The sequence below is a fragment of the Mycolicibacterium aichiense genome (genome assembly GCF_010726245.1).
Taxonomy (GTDB): domain Bacteria; phylum Actinomycetota; class Actinomycetes; order Mycobacteriales; family Mycobacteriaceae; genus Mycobacterium; species Mycobacterium aichiense.
Map to the genome: position 1 here is coordinate 5,798,026 of NZ_AP022561.1, position 19,872 is coordinate 5,817,897.

Sequence of the window (19,872 nt, forward strand, 5' to 3'; positions counted from 1 at the left end):
GTCACTCTCCTATCGCCGGCGGACCGGCTGTCACCGCCGGCCGGGTGGGAGCCGGTTGGTCGGGTTTCGGGGTAATGGCTCCGGCGCCCGGCTCAGGCGGATGCTCCCACCCTAGGAAGCTCGGGCCCGCGACGCTGGTAATGGGCTGGATCTGATTGTTGAGCACAGCTTTGCCGTTACCCAATGCCAACGCATGCCGGTCGGTCAGCATCCCGATGTCACCGGGCAACACCCGAGCTGCCTCGACGGGATGCGACACCGCGGTGCCCGGCGGTGGGATCATGATGCCTTGCTGCCGGAATGCCTCCGGGATGGGTGTTCCGGCCACCGCGGCGGTGATGGCTGCCGCGAGTTGAGGCGTCGGCGCGGTCACCGTTTCACCGTTGGGCAAGGTGACGACGGTCGAGTCGTCGGCAGGCGGCACATCGGGTTCTTCCGCGGCGCCGGTGTCGTCGGCGGGCTCCGAATCGATCGGAGCGTCGTCGATCGGCTCGTCAGGCAACGGGTCGTCGAGCAGGTCAGAGGTGTCTGTGGACGGCAGCCGCGCCGGGGCGAGATTGTCGAACGCCGGGGGCACGGGGCTGGGGCCGGCCGGCACACCCCCACCGGATCCGCCGCCCGTCGCGGGGATCCCGGCCATGGGCGGGATCATCGGTGCGGGAACCGGCTGGGCGGCGGCAGCCGCGTCAGGCGCCGAGGGCGCGAGGTCGTCAGGCAACAGGGCATCGGTGAACGGGTCGGGGCCGACATCGGCCGGAACGTCGACGGCCGGCTCAGCCGGTGTCGCGGCCGCCGGGCGTGCGTCGGGTGCGTCCTCGGCCACGGCATCCGGGGTGGCGCCGACATAGAGCGATGCCAGCGCCGCGGCCAACGATGCCTTCGAGGTGGCATCCAGTCCCGCGGTCTCCACCACGGTCTTGATGTCGCGCAACTTGTCGATCAGATACCGCTGGAACGCGCGGGCGCCGGCCGGGGTGTCGAGGTCGGTGCGGGCCGCGACGGCGGTCTCGATGTCCCGCTGCAGGCCGTCGAGGGCTTCGCGGCCCGCTGAGTGGACGGCATGCGCGTTGAGCACCGCAGTGATCACCTGCAGATCGAGCTGTGCGCTCATCGAATTCTGATGTGCCAGTGACGTTTCGGCGGTGCGAATGGCCTCGGCGGCCAGCCCCTCCCCCACCCCCGTGGTTTGGTCGCTGGATGCCGCCGGATCGAGGGCCGCTCGATGCTGAGCGCGAATCTTGGCCACTACGTTGTCGATTGCGCTCGGCGACACCACATTTACCGGGCTGGTGATCGTGGCGATGTCGGTATCCGAGAGCCCCGTCAGCCAGGCCCGGCTGTCACCGGTGACCGCACCGACGCGCGCGATCACGTCGAGCAGGTCTTGGTAACTCGCCACCGGTGCCCTCTCATGCCGGCGACTGTATCCAGGCGATGTTCGGGTGACAATTCACCCGTCAGGCAGGTGTGGACGACACCCGGTAGCGGTCCAGAAGCCGCTGGAGCACCCTGGTTTTGGCGTCTGCCTCGGCGCGCGCAACGATCAGAACATCGGTGATTTCGCGTTGCTTGTCGAGCAGGAAGCGCGCGAACTCGCGCCCCTCGACCGGCGCGGTGACGGTGTTTCGCGCTACGGCCGCCTCGATCTGGGCGTTGATCGCGTCGAGCTTGCGGATCGCCTCGGTAGCGACGACATGTGCGGCCGACACCACCTCGGCAAGTTCGGCGTCCGCCTCGGCGAGGTCGCGGTCGCGTGCGGCGAGCAGCGATCGAGCCGACTCGAGGGCGTCGGCCGACGCTCCGGCGTGCTCTGCCATGGGTCGACGGTACTCAGCGAGATTTCGCCGGACAACTCACCACTCGGCTACACCGGCCGGCGGATCGCTATGTCGGAACCCAGTCGACTGATCCGGACGTTGGCACCGGAGTAGGGCGCCTCGACCACCAGTCCGTTGCCGATCGCCATCTGGACATGGCCGGCATGCGGGAACACCAGATCACCGGGGCGAATGTGGGAACGCGGCACCGGAATACCGTCGTTGATCTGGTCGTAGGTGGTGCGGTGCAGTGGCACCCCCGCCTGCGCGTAGGCCCACTTCACCAGGCCTGAACAGTCGAAGCGATCCGGGCCGGTCGCTCCCCACACGTACGGACACCCCAGCCGTGACAGCGCGGCGCGCACCGCCAGTGCGGCTCGCGAATTCGGTGCCGGCAGCCGGCGGTGCCCACGGCGATATCCCAGCGCGCGCAACAGCGCGAGGCGGCGCCGGGCTCTACGGCGGGCGGCAAGGACGTGGGCGTGCTGGGTGCGCAGCCGAGCAGCCCTGCGCCGCATGAACTCTCGTTGGGCGACCGGGCTGTCCGGGATGGCGGCGGCATCAGCATGGGCGGCGTCGAGCACGGCACGGGTCTGCCGCTGAGCCTCCCGGTGATCGCGCTGAACACGGGCCAGGATTGCCGACACCTCGGCGTCGACCCGGCGGGCACCCTCGAGTTCGGTGCGTCGGCGTTCGACCCCCCGGTGATAGGCCGTGGGCAACCCCTCGCCCGGGTACGGCAACGCAGCGGGTGCCGCATTGAGCTCCCCAACCGCCTGCCGGCCGGCGAACAGCGCGTGGGCGCGGCTCAGGATCTCCACCTCGGAGGCGGTCACGACCGCTCCTCGACAAACGCCCGCACCCGGGGCAGGACCCCCGGCGGGATGGCCCCGCGGTTGCGGATGTCCCACAGCTGCTCGACGTCGACCCCGATCAGTGTCGCGATCACCGGCTCGGGAAGCTCCGAGCGGGCACACGCCTGGTCGAACCGCGCGCAGATACTGCCGGGCATGCGGGCCAGCAGCCCGCTCCGAATCGCTTCCAGGGACTTGAGATGGGTCATCAGGCGGTCCACCGATTCGGCCCCGGCGTTGACCGCGACGCGCCAGGAGTTGGCGGCCAGCAGCTCGGCCTTCACGCATTGCTCGATCACGGACTGAATATACGTTTCATATTCGTTTGACGTCTCCGCTGGCAGGCGGGCTATCAACGAGTTCAGCGATTCCAGGTGCGCTTCGGCATGCGCCTCGAGCACATCGGCGTCGCTGTGCCGGTTGACGACGATGCCGGTGGCGGTCCGCGGCGGCGCTGATTGGGCCGGCCCGTCGGTCAGGAATGGGGCGATCTCGGCGGCTGGATCGTCGGCCACGACAAGTCGCGCATAGGTGCCAGGCGGCAGCCCCAACCCGTTTTCAACCTTCTGAACTGTGCCTTTGTGTGGCTTGCGGACTCCGCGCTCCAGGAAGCTCAGGCCCATGATGCTGACCCCGGTGGCGGCGGCCAACTCGGCCAGCGACCAGTCCCTCGCCTCGCGCAGAGTCCGGATGGCTGCGCCCGCCGCCTCTCGGCTCACGGTGGGGCTCCAGCCATATACGGATCGTACACAGCCCTATCGGTTTATACGTTTCTTTCTACGTTCCTCTTGCGTCGCCGGAGTGGCGCATATACGCTTTCGTCAATGAATCCGGCCAAGGAGGCTCCGATGAACTACCGCCCATGCTCGGTCGAGCCCGATCTGTGGTTCGGCTATGCCGACGACGACGCCAGCGACGGTGCGGCCAAGGCGCGCGTCTACGAACAGTCCGCGACCCGCGCCCGGACCATCTGCCTACGCCGGTGCCCGCTGGCCCAACAGCGCGCCTGCGCCCGCAGCGCCGTCGAGAGCGGTGAGGAATACGGGGTGTGGGCCGGGATCAAACTGCCCGGCGGCCAGTACCGCAAGCGCCATCAACTGGCGCACGCGCACGAGATCCTGCGGCGCATCGCCGACGGCCAACTCAACCCGCGCGAACTGCCGGAAAGCGCCGAACTACTGGCCCGCAGTGAACCGCTGCCGGCCCAGGTGGCGACCGTCGTGCATCTTCCGCTGGGCCGGCCGCGCACCGCAGCCTAGCCGGAAGTGACTGCCTCAGAACGCTTTTGCATGTTCTCGTCGACCTCGCGCTGCCATACGTCGTAGGCGTGGGTGGTGTCCACCTCGAGCTCGAAGCGGTCGGTCATGTCCGCGGTGACATCGGCGGCGTCGACGTAGAACTGCTCGTACCACCGCCGGTACTGGTACAGCGCGCCGTCTTCCTCGCACAGCAGCGGATTCTCGATCCGCGTCTTGTGCTTCCAGATCTCGACGTCTTGGAGGAAGCCGACCTCGTAGATCTTCGAATACGACTGGGCGAGCTTGGCCGCCTTCTCGTCCGACAGCCCCGGCATGTTCTGCACCGACACGCCGAACTGCAGCATGAACGAGTTCTGGTCGATCGGGTAATGGCAGTTGATCAGCACCGATTCCACGGTGAAGTCCGGCCCGAGGTCGTTGTGCAACCAGTTGATCATGTACGACGGTCCGAAGTAGGTGGCCTCCGAGCGCAGCTTGGTGCCCTCCCAGAGCCGCTCCGGGTGCTCGGTGAAGTCCTGGCGCCCCTTGGATTCCATGTACTGGCTGGCGGTGTGGCCTTCGAAGACGTTCTTGAAGAACGTGGGGTAGGCGTAGTGGATGTAGAAGAAGTGCGCCATGTCGACGTTGTTGTCGACGATCTCGCGGCAGTGCGCGCCCTCGATGATCATCGAGTTCCATGCCCACTTCGACCACTGACCCTCGTCGTAGCCCTCGATCGTCGGCGGGGTGAGTTCTGCCGGCGGCGTGGAGCCCTCCGGGTCGTGCCACATCAGCAGCTGCCCATTGACCTCGAGGGTCTGGTACTTGCGGGTGCGCGCGAGCTTGGGAACCCTTCGCGCATAGGGAATTTCGACACAACGGCCGGTCGCGCCGTTCCAGCGCCAGTCGTGGAACGCACACGCCAGATTGTCGCCCTTGACCGTGCCCATGGCCAGGTCGGCACCCAGGTGCCGGCAGTAGCCGTCGAGCACGTGGATGTCGCCGTGTGAGTCGGCGTACACCACCAGCTTGCCGCCGAACGCATTGATGCCGTGCGGCTTGCCATCGCGGAAATCCTCTGCCAGGCCCAGGCAGTGCCAACCGCGCGCGTAACGCGTCATCGGCGTGCCGGGGTCGATCTCCCGGATCTGGTTCATGCGCTCATTTAAGCACATGTGCTTAAAACTGCCTAGCATTGATTTAGACTGCTCGACGTGGACCGCGGTGCCCGATCTCGGGAAGTACTGCTCGACGCCGCCGAACGGCTGATCGCCGAGCACGGATTCGAGGTGCCGCTACGCGAGATCGCGGTGGCCGCCGGCCAACGCAACAACTCCGCGGTCAACTACTACTTCCGCAGCAGGCAGGACCTCATCGACGCGGTCGTCGCCCGGCGGCTGACCCCGATGGAAGTCGAGCGGCAAGCCCTGCTGGACCGAATGTCAGGTGAGCAGATGGCCGACGCGCACGCCGTGCTGCGAATCCTGGTCGGGCCGTTCTTCCACAGTGAAGGCACTCATTACGCGCGGTTCCTCGAAGTGGTGCGGATCCGGCTGAACCGGGAACCGCAGAGTCCCGCGGAGTCGGCCTGGCCACGGATCCTCGACGCGCTGGCCAGGCTGGTTCCGCTGAAGGACCGCAGTGCTCGGGAGAACCGGGTCGGAGCCGTCGCCACCGCGATGTTCGCCCTGCTCGCCGACCACGAGCGGCGGGTGGAATCCGGCGACACCGATGCCGACAGTCTCGAGGAGATCGTGACGATGCTCGCCGCGATGCTGACCGCCGCACCGGTGCCGGCGCCCGCGACTCGCTGACTGCGGCAATTCCCGGGCAGGGGAGTGGGTGGGGCGATAGAACTGTGTCGACTGGCAATCGTTGGGAGGCGCGCGGGTGCGGATCGTGGTCGTGGTGGCCCTGGCCGGGTTGATCGCACTGGTGGTGGCGGTGCTGACCGACAGCACCTACGCGGCTGTCGCGGTGGTCGTGCTCGCGGTCGCCGGCATCGTGTTGTTGTTGCGCGACTGGCGCGCTGATCACAAGCGAGCGGCCGCCAGTGAGACGGCGGAGGTGCCGCATCACGAGCCGGTCGACCCGTCGATGAGCCCGGAGCTGTTCGCGCCGGACATCTCCGCCGACGGTCGCGGCCCATCGTCCGACGCCCGCGCCGACTAGCGGGGGAGCCGCCGTCGAGCGTCGCGAACCTGTCGGACCCTCGACCTAGCGTGAGTCCATGACGTACTGGATCAATACCGTCAGCGCCGACCACGTACAACGCGGTGTCGCCGGCGGCTTTACTCAGGCCAACCATGGCAAGCCGCACATGCTCCGGAAAATGGCCCGTGGCGATTGGATTGTCTTCTATTCGCCGAAAACCGCACTCGAGCACGGGGAGTCGCTACAGGCGTTCACCGCGATCGGGCGGGTCACCGACGACGAGCCGTACCAGGAGCAGCCGTCGCACCCGTGGCGGCGCGCCATGGAGTTCCTGCCCTGCACGGCGACACCCATCCGTCCCCTGCTGGACCGGCTGGAGTTCATCGTCGATCCGCGGCGCTGGGGCTACAAGTTCCGGTTCGGGGTGTTCCGCATCGAGGAACCGGACTTCCAGCTCATCCGCTCGGCGATGACGCAGCAGCTCGCGGCCTGAGCAACGGGCCGCGGGTAAGCTCGGGGTGGTGAGCAACCTCGAGACCGCTCCACGTGAAGTGCCCTGCAGTGCAACGACATTCGACGGTGTCGAAGTGCTCGAACCCCGCGAGGTCCCGCTCGGCGGTCCTCGTGCGCTTCCGGTGCGCCGGACCCTGCCCCAACGTGAGCGCTCGCTGATCGGCGCTTGGTGTTTCGCCGATCATTACGGCCCGCACGATGTCCGCGAGGCAGTCGGCATGGATGTGCCACCGCACCCGCACAGCGGCCTGCAGACCGTCAGCTGGTTGTTCAGCGGCGAGATCGAGCACCGCGACAGCGCCGGTGTGCACCAGATCGTCCGCCCGGGCGAACTGAACCTGATGACCGCCGGGGCGGGGATCTGCCACTCGGAGGTGTCGACGCCGTCGACCACGATCCTGCACGGCGCACAGCTGTGGGTGGCGCTGCCGGATGCGGATCGCAACGCCGACCGGGATTTCGATCACTATGTCCCCGAGCCGTTTTCGCGCGGGGACGCATCCATCCGGGTGTTCCTCGGTGAGCTGGCCGGCCAGCGCTCTCCGGTGCACACTTTCACACCGCTGGTCGGCGCCCAGGTCGACCTGGCCGCCGGCTGCACCCTCGACCTCGACGTCGACCCCGCCTTCGAACACGGCGTCCTGCTCGACCTCGGCCGGGTGGAAGTGGCCGGGCGGGTGCTTCAGTCAGGGCAGCTGGCCTACCTCGGAACCGGGTCGACCATGCTCCGGCTGCACAATGCAGCCGGCCTGGCCGCCCGGCTGCTGCTCCTGGGCGGGACGCCGTTTACCGAGGAACTGTTGATGTGGTGGAACTTCGTCGGCCGCAGCCACGACGAGATCGTCGAGTACCGCGGGGAGTGGGAAAGCGGCGACGATCGCTTTGGCGCCGTCAGTGGGTACTCGGGTTCGGTCCAGCGATTGCCGGCACCCGCGCTACCCGCCATCCGATTGCGGCCGCGCCGCCGAACCTGAGGAGTTCCATGACACACGACAAAACCGGCGCCGACACCACGGTCACCGCCGGTAAGGACCACTTCACCATCACCGTCGAGGGCGAGCAGGTCGGCGTGGCCGACTTCGTTGACCACGACGGTCAACGGATCTTCCACCACACCGAGGTCGAGGACGCGTTCGAAGGACGCGGACTGGCCAGCATCATGGTCGGCGAGGCGCTGACCGCCACCCGCGACGCCGGGCTGCGCATCGTGGCGGTGTGCCCGATGGTCGCGAAGTACATCGAGAAACATCCGGAGTTCGACGACGTGACGGACCCCGCCTCCGCGGATACCGAGCGCTATCTGCAGCAGGTGCTGAGCAGCTGAATCCACCGCCGCTATCGTGTGACCTCGTGACGGATCTGGGCGACTCGGCGGGCGCATCGCGGGCGTATCTGGTGTCGGACGGCGACGTGCTGCTGCCCGGCCCGGCATCGCAGGGGCCCTGGGGTCCCACGATCAGCGGTCACGTCGTGGGCGGCATCCTGGCGCGTGCCTTGGAGCAGGTGGGCGGCGCCCCCGGATTCGTACCGGCCCGGCTGACCGTCGACCTGCTTCGGCCCACCGCGGTCACGCCCCTGGAAGTGCGGACCACCATGCGCCGCGAAGGCCGTCGCATCCGGCTGGTCGACGCCGAACTCATCCAGAACGACACCGTGGTGTCCCGAGCCAGTGCGATGTTCCTGCGCCGCGGTGAGCATCCGGCCGGCGACATCTGGTCCTCGCCGGTGACGATGCCGCCGCTGCCGCCGGATCCCGGTCCGCTGCCCGACGATCTGATGATGTTCGTCTGGGGTTATGGCGGACAGGGCGAGTCCGGCGGTGCGATGGCCTTCACCGAATGGCACGACGCCACCGGGCCCAAGTACGCCTGGATCCGGCAGGTCCGCGAGCTCGTAGAAGGCGAGGTGACCTCCCCGTTCGTCACCGTTGCGATGGCCGCTGACGCGGCCAGTGCGACATCCCATTGGGGCACAGGCGGTTTGCGCTACATCAACGCCGACTACACGCTGACCTTGGCTCGCGAGCCGATCGGGGACTACATCGGCCTGGCGGCCACGTCGCACAACAGCAACGACGGCATCGCGTGCGGTGCGGTCGCGGTGTTCGACGCACACGGGCAGATCGGAAACGCGATCACCGTCGGCCTGGTGAACCCGGTCGAATCCTTCCACCCCAGGGCGTAACGTTCCGTCCCAGAACGTAAAGGGGTCCGATGAGAAGGTTCGTCGACATCTCCGTCCCGCTGCAGGCCGGCATCGCCTCGGACCCGCCGGGGCATCTCCCGGAGATCGACTACTACGACCACAAACAGACCGCCGCCGAGGTGGTGTCGTTCTTCCCCGGCGCGACCGTCGACGATCTTCCCGACGGTGAAGGGTGGGCGATCGAACGGGTCCGGATCACCACCCACAACGGCACCCATCTCGACGCGCCGTACCACTACGCGTCGACGATGGACGGCGGCAAGCGCGCCATCACCATCGACGAGGTCCCGCTGGAGTGGTGCCTGCAGCCCGCGGTCAAGCTCGACTTCCGCCACTTCCCGGACGGTTACGTGGTGACCGCGGCGGACGTGGAGGCCGAGCTGGATCGCATCGGGCACAGCCTGGCACCGCTGGAGATCGTGCTGGTCAACACCAGCGCGGGTACCCGCTACGGACACCCTGATTACGTCGGGACCGGCTGCGGCATGGGCCGCGACGCCACCCTGTACCTGCTCGAGCGCGGCGTGCGGCTCACCGGAACCGATGCCTGGAGCTGGGATGCGCCGTTCTCCTACACCGCCCAGCGGTACGCCCAGGACCACGACGCGTCGATCATCTGGGAAGGCCACCGCGCCGGGCGCACGGTCGGCTACTCGCATATCGAGAAGCTGCACAATCTGGAGTCGTTGCCGCCCAACGGCTTTGAGGTGTCGTGCTTCCCGGTGAAAGTCCACGCGGCGTCGGCGGGATGGACCCGCGCGGTCGCGATCTTCGACGACTGACCCGACTGGTCAGGGCCAGGGGCCGCCGACCGGCGGTCCGCCGCCGCGCGGCGACTGATTCTGCAGAATCCCCAGGCAGGTCCCCATCGACTTGCCGGGGATGCACGGGATGCCACCCACACTCGGGACACCGTTGGCCACGTAGCACTGTCCGGTGATCGGATCAGCCAGATGCCCGGTGGGGCAGGCGTTGGCCGGGGCGGCGACAACGACGGGTGCGGCCACGAACAGCGCGCCGCAGGCGGCGGCCATCAGCGCCCTCAAGATCCGTACCCGCACAGCCATGGCTGTGAGCTTACTGCGAGCGGCGTCTCAGCCGACCGCGATCGGACGGCCGAACTGGGTTCGCATGCCGGGGGAGTAGAGCGCCCGCAGCGGTTCCCCGGCCGTGCACACCCCGGCAGCCGCGACCAGTTGGTCGTCGAGGTCCACCAGCCTCGCCGACTGCAGAGTCCACGGGCCGTGATAGTTGGGCACCCACCAGGTCCGGCCGGCCTTGCGGGTGTGCGCGCCCCAGCGCGCGGTCAGCCAGGTCTCCAACGCGGTCGGCTCGACCAGTTCGCCCGGGCACACCGTCACCCGGCTGCGCAGCCCGCGTTGCGGCCAGCGCCGGACACTGTCGTAGCTGATCTGATCCGATGTCCGGGTGATCCGCATCCGGGCCCAGGTGTAGGGGATGCCCATGCCGATGCGGATCGCCGGGACCACTGCCAGTCGTGCGGATTCCAGCGAGCGGAACAGCACGCCGTGCCGGCCCGCGTCGTCCACCGAATAGAGCCGCACGTTGGTTTCGGGGAAGGAACCGAAGTAGGGCACCGGCGGGGTCGAGCCGACTGCGGTGTAACCCATCCGGAACGGCACCAACCCGACATAGCTCATGCCGTCGAAGACGTCCGGGCGGGCGCCGGCGGGGTAGAGGTACGCGATGTCGGCGGGGCGCACCGGCCAGTGCAGGAACGTCAGATCCAGCCAGCTCTGGTCGAACCACACCCGCCCCCGCAGCGGCGGGGCGGTGACGGGGTAGCCGGCCAGCGGGTCCGAGTCCTGTGGGCTCACTCGTATTCCAGGTCCAACACCGGGGTGGGCCGACGGAATCCGTGAGTGACCACCAACAGCCAGACGAATCCTATTGCGAGCCAGATCAACCCGATTGTCAGCGCGCTACCCGACAGGCTGGTCCACAGCCAGGCGGTGAGTAGGAAGCCGATCACCGGCGCGATCACGTTGAGCAGGATGTTGCGTTCCCGCATGTCGACGAAGTAGTGCTTGATCACCGACAGGTTCACCACCGAGAACGCCACCAGCGCACCGAAACTGACGACCGACGCCAGGATGGTCAGATCGATCCAGATCGCGAGCAGCGAGATGACGCTGACCGTCAAAATGGCGTACACCGGGGTGCTGTACTTGGCGGACACATGCCCGAACACCTTGCGGGGCAGGATGCCGTCGCGGCCCATCGCATACAGGATTCGGGCGACCGACGCCTGCGAGGTCAGCGCCGAACCGAGTGCACCGGCCACGTACGCCGCGGTGAAGAACGTGTTGACGAACGCCCCGCCCGCGGCCAGCATCACGTCGGTCGAACCGGTGTCCACGTCGGCGAACTTGTTGGACGGGAACACCAGCTGCGACACATACGACAGCAGGATGAAGATGATCCCCGAGACGATCGTCGCGATCATGATCGCCTGCGGCACCGTGCGCTTGGCGTCGCGGGCCTCCTCCGACAGCGTGGAGACGGCGTCGAACCCGAGGAACGACAGACACAGGATCGCCGCGCCGGCCAGGATCGGGCTCATGCCGCCCGCTGTGCCATCACCGGTGAAAGGCGCCAGTAGGTCGACGGTTCCGTACCCGGTGGTCTTGGCGATCGCGAGGGCGACGAAGACCACGATGAAGATCGCCTGGATGGCGATGATGAGGAAGTTGGCCCTTGCGACAGACACGATGCCGATGATGTTGAGCACCGTGACGATCGCTATCGACACGACGACGATGACCCAGGCGGGTAGCGCGGGCAGCGCCGCGTTGAGGTAGAGCCCGATGACCAGATAGTTCAGCATCGGCAGGAACAGGTAGTCCAGCAGCAGCGACCACCCGGCCAGGAAGCCGACGGGGGCGCCAAAAGTGCGCTGCGTGTAGGTGTATGCCGAACCGGCGACCGGAATCGCCGCCGCCATCCGCGCGTAGGACAGCGCGGTGAACACCATCGTGATGAGCGTGACGATGTAGGCCAGCGGCAGCCGGCCGCCCGAGGTCTCGGTGACGATGCCATAGGTGGTGAACACCGTCAGCGGGACCATGTAGACCAAGCCGAACAGCACGAGCGACGGCAGGCCGAGCGCTCGTTTCAGGTGCCCCTCGTGGGGGCCGGTGATGAATTCCGCGGTCATGGTCGTACCTTTCCTTCGTCAGCCCGGTAGGCCTGCGCACCGCGCAAGTAGGTGGCGTGGATGCCCACGCCCGGCAGATCCAGCGGCGGTGTGTTCCGCGGATCTCGGTCGAGCCACACCAGGTCGGCACTGGCACCGGGAATGATCACTCCCCAGGTGTTTTCGGCGTAGGCCTGGTAGGCAACGGCTCCGGTGTACGACGACAGCGCGCGCTCGATCGGCACGATCTCGTGCGGTGTCCAACCACCTTCCGGCTGGCCTTCGGCAGTGAGCCGGGACGTCGCCACCGCGATGCCGTCGAGTGGGGCACCAGAGGACACCGGCCAATCCGAGCCGAACGCCAGCGCCGCACCGGATCGGTTCAGCGTCTGCATCTGGTACTGCCGGTCGCTGCGTTCGACGCCGAGCCGGGGGATGGTCAGCACCGTCATCAACGCATCCATCTGCGCCCACAGCGGCTGCATGTTGGGGATGACGCCAAGCTCCGCGAACCGCCCGATGTCGGTGTCATCCACCAGCTGAACGTGGGCGATGACCGGCCTGCGATCGCGAATCCCGTTGCGTGACACGGTGTACTCGATGGCGTCGAGGGCCTGGCGGACGGCGGCGTCGCCGATGGCGTGGATATGGATCTGCAGTCCGAGCTCGTCGACCCGGCGTGCCGCCTCGGCCAGCGAGTCGCCCTCCCAGTTCTGCATACCCCGGTTTCCCCCCGAGTCGCTCCGCTCCTGCCCCCTGGAATGGCTGTGCAGCCCGGAGCAGTACGGCGCCAGCAGCGCACCGGTCTCGTTCTCGACGACGCCATCGGCGAAGAACTTCACCGTGTTCGCCGTCAGCAGGGGAGATCCGGCCTCTTCGACCGCACGTCGTGACTCGGCGAATTGGGTTACCTGCGAATCGAAGTGCCGCGGGTCGGCGTACAACGCCAGGTTGAACCGCATGCGCAGGGCGCCCTGGCGAGCCGCTTCGACATAGGTGGCGACGTCACCGGGTTCGACCCAGGCGTCCTGTACCCAGGTGACACCGCGGGCGAGGTAGTAGTCGGCGGCGGTGCCGAGTGCGCCGATGCGCTGCCGCTCGTCGCGCGGCGGCATCACGTTCATCACCAGATCCGTTGCGCCCCATTCCCGCAACGTGCCCAGTATCGAGCCGTCCGGTCGGCGGGGGATCTCACCGAGCACCGGGTCCGGTGTGTCGGCGGTGATGCCGGCCCGCTCGATGGCCGCGGTGTTGCACCACACCGTGTGGTAGTCCCACGCTCGCAACACCACCGGCCGATCGGGCACCGCGGCATCGAGCCATCGGGCGTCGAACAGTCCGCCCTCGGCCAGGCTGCCATCGTAGGAGGCGCCGACGATCCATTCCTCGTCCGGGTGTTCCTCGGCATAAACCTTGACAGCAGTTACGATTTCGTCGATGGTGCCGCAGCTGCGGACCGGCGGCCCGACTGCTTCCAGCCCGCCGTACAGCGGATGTGCGTGGCCGTCGCCGAACGACGACATCAGGAACCCGTTGGCGAGGTCGACGTGCTCACAGTCCAAGCCGGCTGCCAGTTCTCGGGCCTGCGCACCCAGCGCACGGACGACCCCATCGGTCACCAGAAGGGCATCGGATTCCTGTCCCATACCGGTCCACACCACACCACCGGTGAACAGCGTCGAGCTCATTTGACCACCGCCGTCGCGGCGTGACCGGCGCCGTACGGCTCGTCGGCGGCCACTGGCCGGGTCAGCGCGGCATAGGTGTCAGGACGTCGGGTCAGCAGAAAAGGGAAGAGCTCCAACCAGTCTCGGCGCTGGTCGAGGTCCAGATCGGCGATCAGGATGGCCTCCTCGTCGCGCGGTGCCTGCACCAGCACCCGGCCGTAGGGGTCGGAGATGAAGGAGGAGCCGTAGAACGTCACGGTCCCTTCGTCGCCGACCCGATTGGGCACCACCATGAACAGCCCGCTATTGATGCCGTTGGCCACGATGACCTGTTGCCAGAGCGGCCGGGTGTCGAAGTCGGGAAAGACCGGCTCGGATCCGATGGCGGTGGGGTAGACGACCACCTCGGCACCGGCGAGGGAGTAATTCCGGGCGACCTCGGGGAACCATTCGTCCCAGCAGGTCGGCATTCCGATGCGGGCGTCCAATTCGTCTGGCGCGTAGACCGGATACGGGTCGGCGGCGGGGCCGGGCCGGAAGTAGGTGTCTTCGTAATAGCCGGCCGAGATCGGGATGTGCAGCTTGCGGGTCCGGCCGACGAGTTCCCCGCCGGGGGAGACCAGGATCGCGGTGTTGTAGCCCAGTCCGTCGTGCAGATCGGGGGTGCGCTCGTAGAGCGAGGCGTGCACAAAAATCCCGTTGGCCCGCGCCGCGCTCGCCGCCAGCTCGAAGGTGGGGCCGTTTTCCAGATCCTCGGCCAGTGCCGCCGGGTTGGCGCCGGCCGGGCGGTCTGCCGGATAGCGCAGCAGGGTGATCTCCGGCAGGAAGACGACCGACGCACCCTCACCGGCGGCCGTGTCGATGCCGGCACGCAGCGTGGCCAGGAGTTCCACGCGGTCCGGTCGCCACCGGTGCTGGACCAGGCCGACCCGCAGCGGCGGGCGCTGCGAGGGCGCCGACCGGGACAGCGGTTCAGGCGCGCGGGCAGTCAAGGTGATCATCGAACTCCTAAAACGAATCTATTTCGTTTTAGTGTGAACTGGCTCATAATTCTTCGCAAGAGGAAGCGAGACTTCGATGGGCCGTCCGCCGACACCACTGTTGTCGACCGACCGGATCGCGTCGGCCGCCATGGACCTGGTCCGTGCCACCGGCGAATTCACCATGCCCGATCTGGCGCGGAAATTGCAGGTCAGCCCGTCATCTCTGTACAACCACGTGTCGGGCCGGGGTCAGATTGTCGAGCTGCTGCGGGAGCGCGCGATGTCCGAGGTGCAGCTTCCCGACGACCAACCGGATCGACCATGGGCTGAGGCGGTTGCCGACATATTGCGCTCCTACCGCCGCAGCTATGCCCGGTACCCGCGGCTGATTCCCCTGCTGACGGCCTACGCGGTGAACAGCAGCCACGCCATCCGGATGTACAACATGTTGGCGGTGACCCTGCACCGCGCCGGGTTCGACGCCGCCGACACACTGCGGGCCATCACCTTGATGGACTGCTTCGTCCTGGGTTCCGCACTGGATCTGGCCGCGCCGGAGGAGCCGTGGGAATCAGGTGCGGAGGTCGGGCCCGAGCTGGCCGCCGCGCTGGCGACCGGAGCGCCCAAGCCCGCCCGAGCCGACGACGCATTCGAGTACGGGTTGGCGGTACTGCTGCGCGGCCTCACACCACGCGGCTAAGGTTTGCCGGTTCGCTCACGGTGCTTGCAACCCGGCCAGCAACAGGGCCGGCGCATACCCTCTTCCAGCTCCTCCTGGGTGCGGCGGATCCGCCGCTCGCGGGTCTTCTGCTGCTTGGCGTCCTCGACCCAGCAGATGAACTCGTTGCGCGCGAGGGGAGTGATGTCGTTCCAGGCCGCCAGCGCGGTGTCGTTGCCCAGCAGCGCAGTCCGCAAATCTGCCGGAAGCTCGTGCACCACTCCGCCGCGGACCGTTTGCGTGCCCATTCAAACAGGTTAGCCAGTCCTGCGCCGGTATCGACAGCACCCGGCGCGCGAGTCGGCTCACGCAGGATTTATTTTCTGTGACCGTTGATATTTCGCCTCGCTACCGATTTGCTCGGGCTACCGTGAACGCCATGCAGGGAGGGGCGGCGCGGTGAATGACCAGCGGGCCTCTGGACCGGGCAACCAACCAGGGGGGCCGCTCGCACGATGGTGGCGGTTACCCGACCAGTTCGAATGGCTGTCCGGGTATTTGAGGGCACGCGGACTGGCGTGGCCGACCAAGGTGTTGATGGCTCTGATCTCGGCGGGCTTGATCTTGATGGGCGCAGCCACCCCGACCATGCGCAACGTGCCGACGGTCTGGGCGTGGACATTCGGCGGCGCCGCGGTGCTCACCGGAATCACCTACACCACCCTGTGGCTGCGCGGCTGGCTGAGCCGACGGCAATCGCTGCGAATGGCCTGCTTCGGCAGTTCGCTCATCGCCGTCGGCTGCGTCATGCAGACCTATCCCATGGTCGCCCTGATGGGCTGCACCGGCATGGCCGTCGTCGGCGGCTATGCCGCGTTCTTCCACAACTCGAAGGCGATCACGTTCATCGTCGTTCTCGGGATGGCCGTCGGTGCGCTGTGCGCACTACGCGTGGTCCAGAACTACGGCTGGGCCGTCGCCGCCGCGGGGTGGTGGCTGGTCGTCGAACTGAACCTCGCCGTCCCCTTGGCGATTCAGGCGGTGATGCGCACCATGGGTGCCGATGTGGTGCGCTCCCACCAGGACCCGCTCACCGGTGTGCTGAATCGGCGTGCCTTCTATGAACGGGCCGCGCTGCTGCTCACATCGCCCGCAAACGAGCTTCACCTGGTCGCTGTGATGATCGATCTCGACGAGTTCAAGAAACTCAACGACGCCTACGGCCACATCGCCGGCGACCAGGCTCTGACCGCCGTCGGCTGGGCGCTTCGCGAAAACAGCAACAGCTCGGCGATCATCGGGCGGTTCGGCGGCGAGGAGTTCATCGTGGTCGACGCCGTGCCCGCCGAACTGGCCGAGGAACTACCCGCCCAGCTGTGCCTGGCGATCGCGGCGTTGCCCCAACCGGTGACCGCCAGCGTCGGCGCGGCCATCGTGCGATGGGAGAGCGTCACCTCGATGGACGATCTGATCCGTGCGGCCGATGCCGCCATGTATGCAGCCAAGCGGGCCGGCGGCAACCAGACGCGAATCAGCCGACCCGCCCGCGTCGACCGCTGACGCATGACGCGCTCCGGCGCGGCGGTCAGGTTTGAGCCGGTCTGCGCTGACCTGCGTGGCTTAGGGTCGACGCTGTGGCTAGTTCGAGCAGGCGGCGGCCATCACTGCGAGCGCTGATCTTCTGTTCCGTCGGCGCCATCACGCTGGTGTTCGTCGCGTCGATGACGGCGTCGATCGCGGGTCGAATCACGGTCGGCGACGCGCTACACAACCTCGGTGATCGGCTGATCCCGATCAGGAACCAAAGCTCTGAACTGAGTCGCGCGTTTGTCGACCAAGAGACCGGACAGCGGGCGTATCTGTTGACCGGCAACCCGATCGCGCTCGATCTGTATGAAGCCGCAACGGCCACGGTCAACCGCCTGGTCCCCCAACTTGATCGGGAGCTGGTCGGCATGCCGTACGCCGACGACCTGCGGGCGCTGTTCTCCGAAGAGGTGGCCCTCGCCGCGATATGGAAGAGCAGGGCGGCCGACCCGCAGATCGCCGCCCTGAAAACCGGATCGGTGCCGCGCGCCCTGCTCAATCAGATGGTCCTCGACGCGAAGAACCTGTTCGACCCGCTCCGAGAACGTTTCCGCGCAGTCAACGCCCGGCTCGACAAGCTCATCACCGAGGAGATCGAACACATCCGCTCGGTGCTCCGCACCGCGAGCAACAGCCAGTGGGTCGCACTGAGTCTCCTGGTGATCAGCGTCGTCGGGTGCATCCTCACGGTGCGACGCATGCTCACCCAGCCCGTCTCGCGGTTGGTTCGCTCGGTGCGGGCAGTGGCCGACGGTGATTACGACCAGCCCATCGGCCAGGGCGGTCCCCGTGAGATCGCGGAGATCTCGGCTGCCGTGGACGACATGCGCAACCGGCTGCGCGAACTCGCCCGCATCGACAGCGTGACCGGTTTGGTGAACCGCGGCGCGACGCTGGCCCGCTTCGACGCTGCGCTGAAGGACCCCCAGGCCCGACTGGGCGTCCTGTACTGCGATATCGATCACTTCAAACAGATCAACGACACCTGGGGTCACGCCGTGGGAGACGCCGTGCTCTCGACGATCGCCGCCAGAATGCGCGAGTGTGTCCATCTGGAAGACACCGTGGGCCGGATCGGCGGCGACGAGATACTGATCCTGCTTCCAGGCGTCGAGAGCACCCGCAAGGCCGTTGAAGTCGGTGAACGGATTCGCGCTCTGGCCGCGGAACCCATCCACCAATTCGGTCTGACGATCACCACGACCCTCAGCATCGGAGCCACCTCGTCCGCGCCCGGCGAATCGAGCGCGGCGGTCACCGCTCGGGCCGATGCCGCGATGTACCAAGCCAAACAGGCCGGCCGAAACGCCGTTGCCGGACTCGACGAGAGCCAAGGACTGAGCACTTCGGCTCATAGCTGGCAAAATTGATTCCGCAATCACAGCGAGACTTCCCGTAGGAATGGGGATGACACATGCTTCGGTGGGGAGCGCTGCCACCCCGTCACGCCGACCAATACGACTGGATCAGCGTCTACCTGCATGACCGCGATCAGCAGGGCATCTGGCGGACGCTGATCTTCACCGCGACGCTGGCTCTCGCGTCGTCGACGGCGCTGATGATCAAAAGCCCGCAAGGGCCGGACGGCCCGGTAGCAGTCACGGTCTGCGTCGTCGCGGCCGCGGTGGCATTGGCGGCAGCGGTCCCTTTTCTGCTGCGGTGGCCCACCCGTCGCCAGTCGTTGCTGTTCTCGTTCACCTCGACCGCGACCATCGCCGCCGCCGCGCTGTCGTACTCCAATGACTACGTGGGGCTGATGGGGTGCGCGACGTTCGCCGTGATCGGCGGCTTTGTCGCCTACTTCCACACCGCCCACGAGGTGATCGCCAACGGTGCGATAGCCGCTATCTGCGCGGTGATCCTGGCCGTCCGCGTTGTTTCCTCGACCGGCGACATCTATCTGACGGCCGCGGCGGTGGCGATCGTGGCGACGCTCAATATCGGCCTGCCATTCGGCGTCTTGTCGCTGGCCCAGACGCTGCGCGTCGACCTGCGCAGCTCGGGCCGTGACCCCCTGACCGGGCTGCACAACAGACGCTCGTTTCACCAGTCGGCCTACGAGCTGATCATGCGCAACGACACCGCGGCCAGCCGGCTGATGGTCATCGTGATCGATCTGGACAGCTTCAAGAGCCTCAACGACACCGCGGGCCACGCGGCCGGCGATGCCGCGCTGATCAGGATCAGCGAGGCGCTGGCCGACAATTGCGGCCTCTCCGCCATCATCGGCAGGTCCGGCGGGGAGGAATTCGTCATCGCCGACGTCGACCACCCCGATTCGCCGGATGTCGTGGCCGAACGGCTGCGCCGCGCCATCGCCGAACTACCGGTACCGGTGACGGCGAGCATCGGCACCGCCTGCGCACCGTTGAACAACGGCTCCCATGTCAACCTGCGGCTCCTCGACGAACTCGTCGAGGCCGCCGATGCCGCGATGTACGCGGCCAAACGCGCCGGCGGGAATCAGGTGCGTCATGCAGCCGTATGACCTGCGGTCGTGGCCGGCCCGTGGTCGAGTGTCCACCCGCCGGCCGCTCGGCCGATGACGGTGCTTATCGTCGTCGCCAAGGTGGCGCTGGTCGCATTCTTGGTGGTGGGAATCGTCACCATCGCGGTGACTTTCGTGCGCCGGCGGCGCCGGCGTGAACCGCTACCGGCGTGGTCGCCGACCGGCTACTACTACGGCTATGCCCGAACGCCTCTGCCCCCGTGGGTCGACGAATACGGCACGGTGATCGATCCCGAGGACGACGACCCGCCCGGCACGCATCACGCCGGGCACGCCTGAGCGAGAGTGCGCTGTTGGGCAAGGATGGCCGGGTTCAGCGCCACCGATTGGTGGGCCAGCCACGACACAGCCCTGGCGGTTGCGGTTGCCGCCAACAGAAAAACCCCGGCGGAAAGCCGGGGTTTTTCTCCACTGTGTGGGCGAAGGGGGACTTGAACCCCCACGTCCCGAAGGACACTGGCACCTGAAGCCAGCGCGTCTGCCATTCCGCCACTCGCCCGAAACAACCGGGGGAGCGTATCACGGTCGAG

Annotated in this window: 24 protein-coding genes and 1 tRNA gene; 13 read left to right on the forward strand and 12 right to left on the reverse strand. The window is 67.3% G+C overall.

Features of this window, described 5'->3' with window-relative positions:
- Nucleotide 1: 1 nt before the first annotated feature.
- From G6N32_RS27765 to G6N32_RS27780, 4 genes are read right to left on the reverse strand one after another with little or no spacing between them, the layout of a single operon-like run.
- Complete coding sequence (locus tag G6N32_RS27765; RefSeq protein WP_115317991.1) at nucleotides 2–1,399, reverse strand: DUF4226 domain-containing protein; 1,398 nt, start codon at nucleotides 1,397–1,399, stop codon at nucleotides 2–4.
- 58 nt (nucleotides 1,400–1,457) lie between these two features.
- Nucleotides 1,458–1,817, reverse strand: a complete 360-nt coding sequence (locus G6N32_RS27770; protein WP_115317990.1) for a DUF4226 domain-containing protein — start codon at nucleotides 1,815–1,817, stop codon at nucleotides 1,458–1,460.
- 47 nt (nucleotides 1,818–1,864) lie between these two features.
- Entirely contained in the window at nucleotides 1,865–2,653 is a 789-nt protein-coding gene (locus G6N32_RS27775; RefSeq protein WP_115317989.1) for a C40 family peptidase, read from the reverse strand.
- Nucleotides 2,650–3,390, reverse strand: coding sequence for a helix-turn-helix domain-containing protein (locus G6N32_RS27780; RefSeq protein WP_115317988.1), 741 nt, complete (start codon nucleotides 3,388–3,390; stop codon nucleotides 2,650–2,652). The genes G6N32_RS27775 and G6N32_RS27780 overlap by 4 nt, the downstream gene beginning before the upstream one ends.
- Before the next feature lie 129 nt (nucleotides 3,391–3,519).
- On the opposite strand from G6N32_RS27780, the gene G6N32_RS27785 reads away from it, so the two are divergent.
- Nucleotides 3,520–3,930 (forward strand): WhiB family transcriptional regulator, encoded by a 411-nt coding sequence (locus G6N32_RS27785; RefSeq protein WP_115318953.1) that lies wholly within the window; start codon nucleotides 3,520–3,522, stop codon nucleotides 3,928–3,930.
- Here the strand turns inward: G6N32_RS27785 and G6N32_RS27790 are convergent.
- Nucleotides 3,927–5,066, reverse strand: a complete 1,140-nt coding sequence (locus G6N32_RS27790) for a 3-ketosteroid-9-alpha-monooxygenase, oxygenase component (protein ID WP_115317987.1) — start codon at nucleotides 5,064–5,066, stop codon at nucleotides 3,927–3,929. The two genes, G6N32_RS27785 and G6N32_RS27790, sit on opposite strands and share 4 nt — an antisense overlap.
- Nucleotides 5,067–5,123: 57 nt before the next feature.
- Here G6N32_RS27790 and G6N32_RS27795 point away from each other — a divergent pair, with 57 nt between their 5' ends.
- The 7 genes from G6N32_RS27795 (at nucleotide 5,124) to G6N32_RS27825 (ending at nucleotide 9,563) form a co-directional block, all read left to right on the forward strand.
- Nucleotides 5,124–5,723 carry a TetR/AcrR family transcriptional regulator gene (locus tag G6N32_RS27795; protein ID WP_102809770.1) on the forward strand — a complete coding sequence of 200 codons (600 nt, stop codon included), beginning with the start codon at nucleotides 5,124–5,126 and terminating at the stop codon, nucleotides 5,721–5,723.
- A 76-nt stretch (nucleotides 5,724–5,799) separates the two neighbouring features.
- On the forward strand, nucleotides 5,800–6,081 hold the full coding sequence (locus G6N32_RS27800; RefSeq protein WP_115317986.1) for a hypothetical protein: 282 nt from the start codon (nucleotides 5,800–5,802) through the stop codon (nucleotides 6,079–6,081).
- A 58-nt stretch (nucleotides 6,082–6,139) separates the two neighbouring features.
- Nucleotides 6,140–6,556, forward strand: coding sequence for an EVE domain-containing protein (locus G6N32_RS27805; RefSeq protein WP_115317985.1), 417 nt, complete (start codon nucleotides 6,140–6,142; stop codon nucleotides 6,554–6,556).
- A 28-nt stretch (nucleotides 6,557–6,584) separates the two neighbouring features.
- Nucleotides 6,585–7,550: a pirin family protein gene (locus G6N32_RS27810; RefSeq protein ID WP_115318952.1), complete on the forward strand. Its 966-nt coding sequence runs from the start codon at nucleotides 6,585–6,587 to the stop codon at nucleotides 7,548–7,550.
- A gap of 8 nt (nucleotides 7,551–7,558) precedes the next feature.
- Complete coding sequence (locus G6N32_RS27815) at nucleotides 7,559–7,900, forward strand: GNAT family N-acetyltransferase (RefSeq protein ID WP_115317984.1); 342 nt, start codon at nucleotides 7,559–7,561, stop codon at nucleotides 7,898–7,900.
- 26 nt (nucleotides 7,901–7,926) lie between these two features.
- Nucleotides 7,927–8,760, forward strand: coding sequence for an acyl-CoA thioesterase domain-containing protein (locus tag G6N32_RS27820; RefSeq protein ID WP_232077386.1), 834 nt, complete (start codon nucleotides 7,927–7,929; stop codon nucleotides 8,758–8,760).
- Between the two features lie 29 nt (nucleotides 8,761–8,789).
- Nucleotides 8,790–9,563 carry a cyclase family protein gene (locus tag G6N32_RS27825; RefSeq protein ID WP_115317983.1) on the forward strand — a complete coding sequence of 258 codons (774 nt, stop codon included), beginning with the start codon at nucleotides 8,790–8,792 and terminating at the stop codon, nucleotides 9,561–9,563.
- Between the two features lie 9 nt (nucleotides 9,564–9,572).
- Here the strand turns inward: G6N32_RS27825 and G6N32_RS27830 are convergent, their stop codons facing one another.
- The 5 genes from G6N32_RS27830 to G6N32_RS27850 are packed head-to-tail and all read right to left on the reverse strand — an operon-like array spanning nucleotide 9,573 to nucleotide 14,606.
- A complete protein-coding gene (locus G6N32_RS27830; protein ID WP_115317982.1) occupies nucleotides 9,573–9,848 on the reverse strand; it encodes a hypothetical protein in 276 nt (91 codons plus the stop codon).
- Between the two features lie 27 nt (nucleotides 9,849–9,875).
- Nucleotides 9,876–10,619: a YqjF family protein gene (locus G6N32_RS27835; RefSeq protein ID WP_232077387.1), complete on the reverse strand. Its 744-nt coding sequence runs from the start codon at nucleotides 10,617–10,619 to the stop codon at nucleotides 9,876–9,878.
- Nucleotides 10,616–11,959, reverse strand: a complete 1,344-nt coding sequence (locus G6N32_RS27840; RefSeq protein ID WP_115317980.1) for an APC family permease — start codon at nucleotides 11,957–11,959, stop codon at nucleotides 10,616–10,618. Before G6N32_RS27840 ends, G6N32_RS27835 begins: the two co-directional genes overlap by 4 nt.
- A complete protein-coding gene (locus tag G6N32_RS27845) occupies nucleotides 11,956–13,626 on the reverse strand; it encodes an amidohydrolase (RefSeq protein ID WP_115317979.1) in 1,671 nt (556 codons plus the stop codon). The genes G6N32_RS27840 and G6N32_RS27845 overlap by 4 nt, the downstream gene beginning before the upstream one ends.
- On the reverse strand, nucleotides 13,623–14,606 hold the full coding sequence (locus G6N32_RS27850; protein WP_115317978.1) for a nitrilase-related carbon-nitrogen hydrolase: 984 nt from the start codon (nucleotides 14,604–14,606) through the stop codon (nucleotides 13,623–13,625). The genes G6N32_RS27845 and G6N32_RS27850 overlap by 4 nt, the downstream gene beginning before the upstream one ends.
- A gap of 76 nt (nucleotides 14,607–14,682) precedes the next feature.
- Here G6N32_RS27850 and G6N32_RS27855 point away from each other — a divergent pair, with 76 nt between their 5' ends.
- On the forward strand, nucleotides 14,683–15,288 hold the full coding sequence (locus tag G6N32_RS27855) for a TetR/AcrR family transcriptional regulator C-terminal domain-containing protein (RefSeq protein ID WP_115317977.1): 606 nt from the start codon (nucleotides 14,683–14,685) through the stop codon (nucleotides 15,286–15,288).
- Here the strand turns inward: G6N32_RS27855 and G6N32_RS27860 are convergent.
- Nucleotides 15,285–15,554: a YdeI/OmpD-associated family protein gene (locus G6N32_RS27860; RefSeq protein ID WP_115317976.1), complete on the reverse strand. Its 270-nt coding sequence runs from the start codon at nucleotides 15,552–15,554 to the stop codon at nucleotides 15,285–15,287. The genes G6N32_RS27855 and G6N32_RS27860 overlap by 4 nt on opposite strands.
- Nucleotides 15,555–15,843: 289 nt before the next feature.
- Here G6N32_RS27860 and G6N32_RS27865 point away from each other — a divergent pair, with 289 nt between their 5' ends.
- The 4 genes from G6N32_RS27865 (at nucleotide 15,844) to G6N32_RS27880 (ending at nucleotide 19,621) form a co-directional block, all read left to right on the forward strand.
- Nucleotides 15,844–16,806: a GGDEF domain-containing protein gene (locus G6N32_RS27865; protein ID WP_232077389.1), complete on the forward strand. Its 963-nt coding sequence runs from the start codon at nucleotides 15,844–15,846 to the stop codon at nucleotides 16,804–16,806.
- 74 nt (nucleotides 16,807–16,880) lie between these two features.
- Nucleotides 16,881–18,203, forward strand: coding sequence for a sensor domain-containing diguanylate cyclase (locus tag G6N32_RS27870; RefSeq protein ID WP_232077392.1), 1,323 nt, complete (start codon nucleotides 16,881–16,883; stop codon nucleotides 18,201–18,203).
- A gap of 44 nt (nucleotides 18,204–18,247) precedes the next feature.
- Nucleotides 18,248–19,321, forward strand: coding sequence for a GGDEF domain-containing protein (locus tag G6N32_RS27875; protein ID WP_115317974.1), 1,074 nt, complete (start codon nucleotides 18,248–18,250; stop codon nucleotides 19,319–19,321).
- A 54-nt stretch (nucleotides 19,322–19,375) separates the two neighbouring features.
- A complete protein-coding gene (locus G6N32_RS27880) occupies nucleotides 19,376–19,621 on the forward strand; it encodes a hypothetical protein (RefSeq protein WP_115317973.1) in 246 nt (81 codons plus the stop codon).
- A gap of 137 nt (nucleotides 19,622–19,758) precedes the next feature.
- On the opposite strand, the gene G6N32_RS27885 is transcribed toward G6N32_RS27880, so the two are convergent.
- Nucleotides 19,759–19,841, reverse strand: a tRNA-Leu gene (locus tag G6N32_RS27885).
- Nucleotides 19,842–19,872 lie beyond the last annotated feature (31 nt).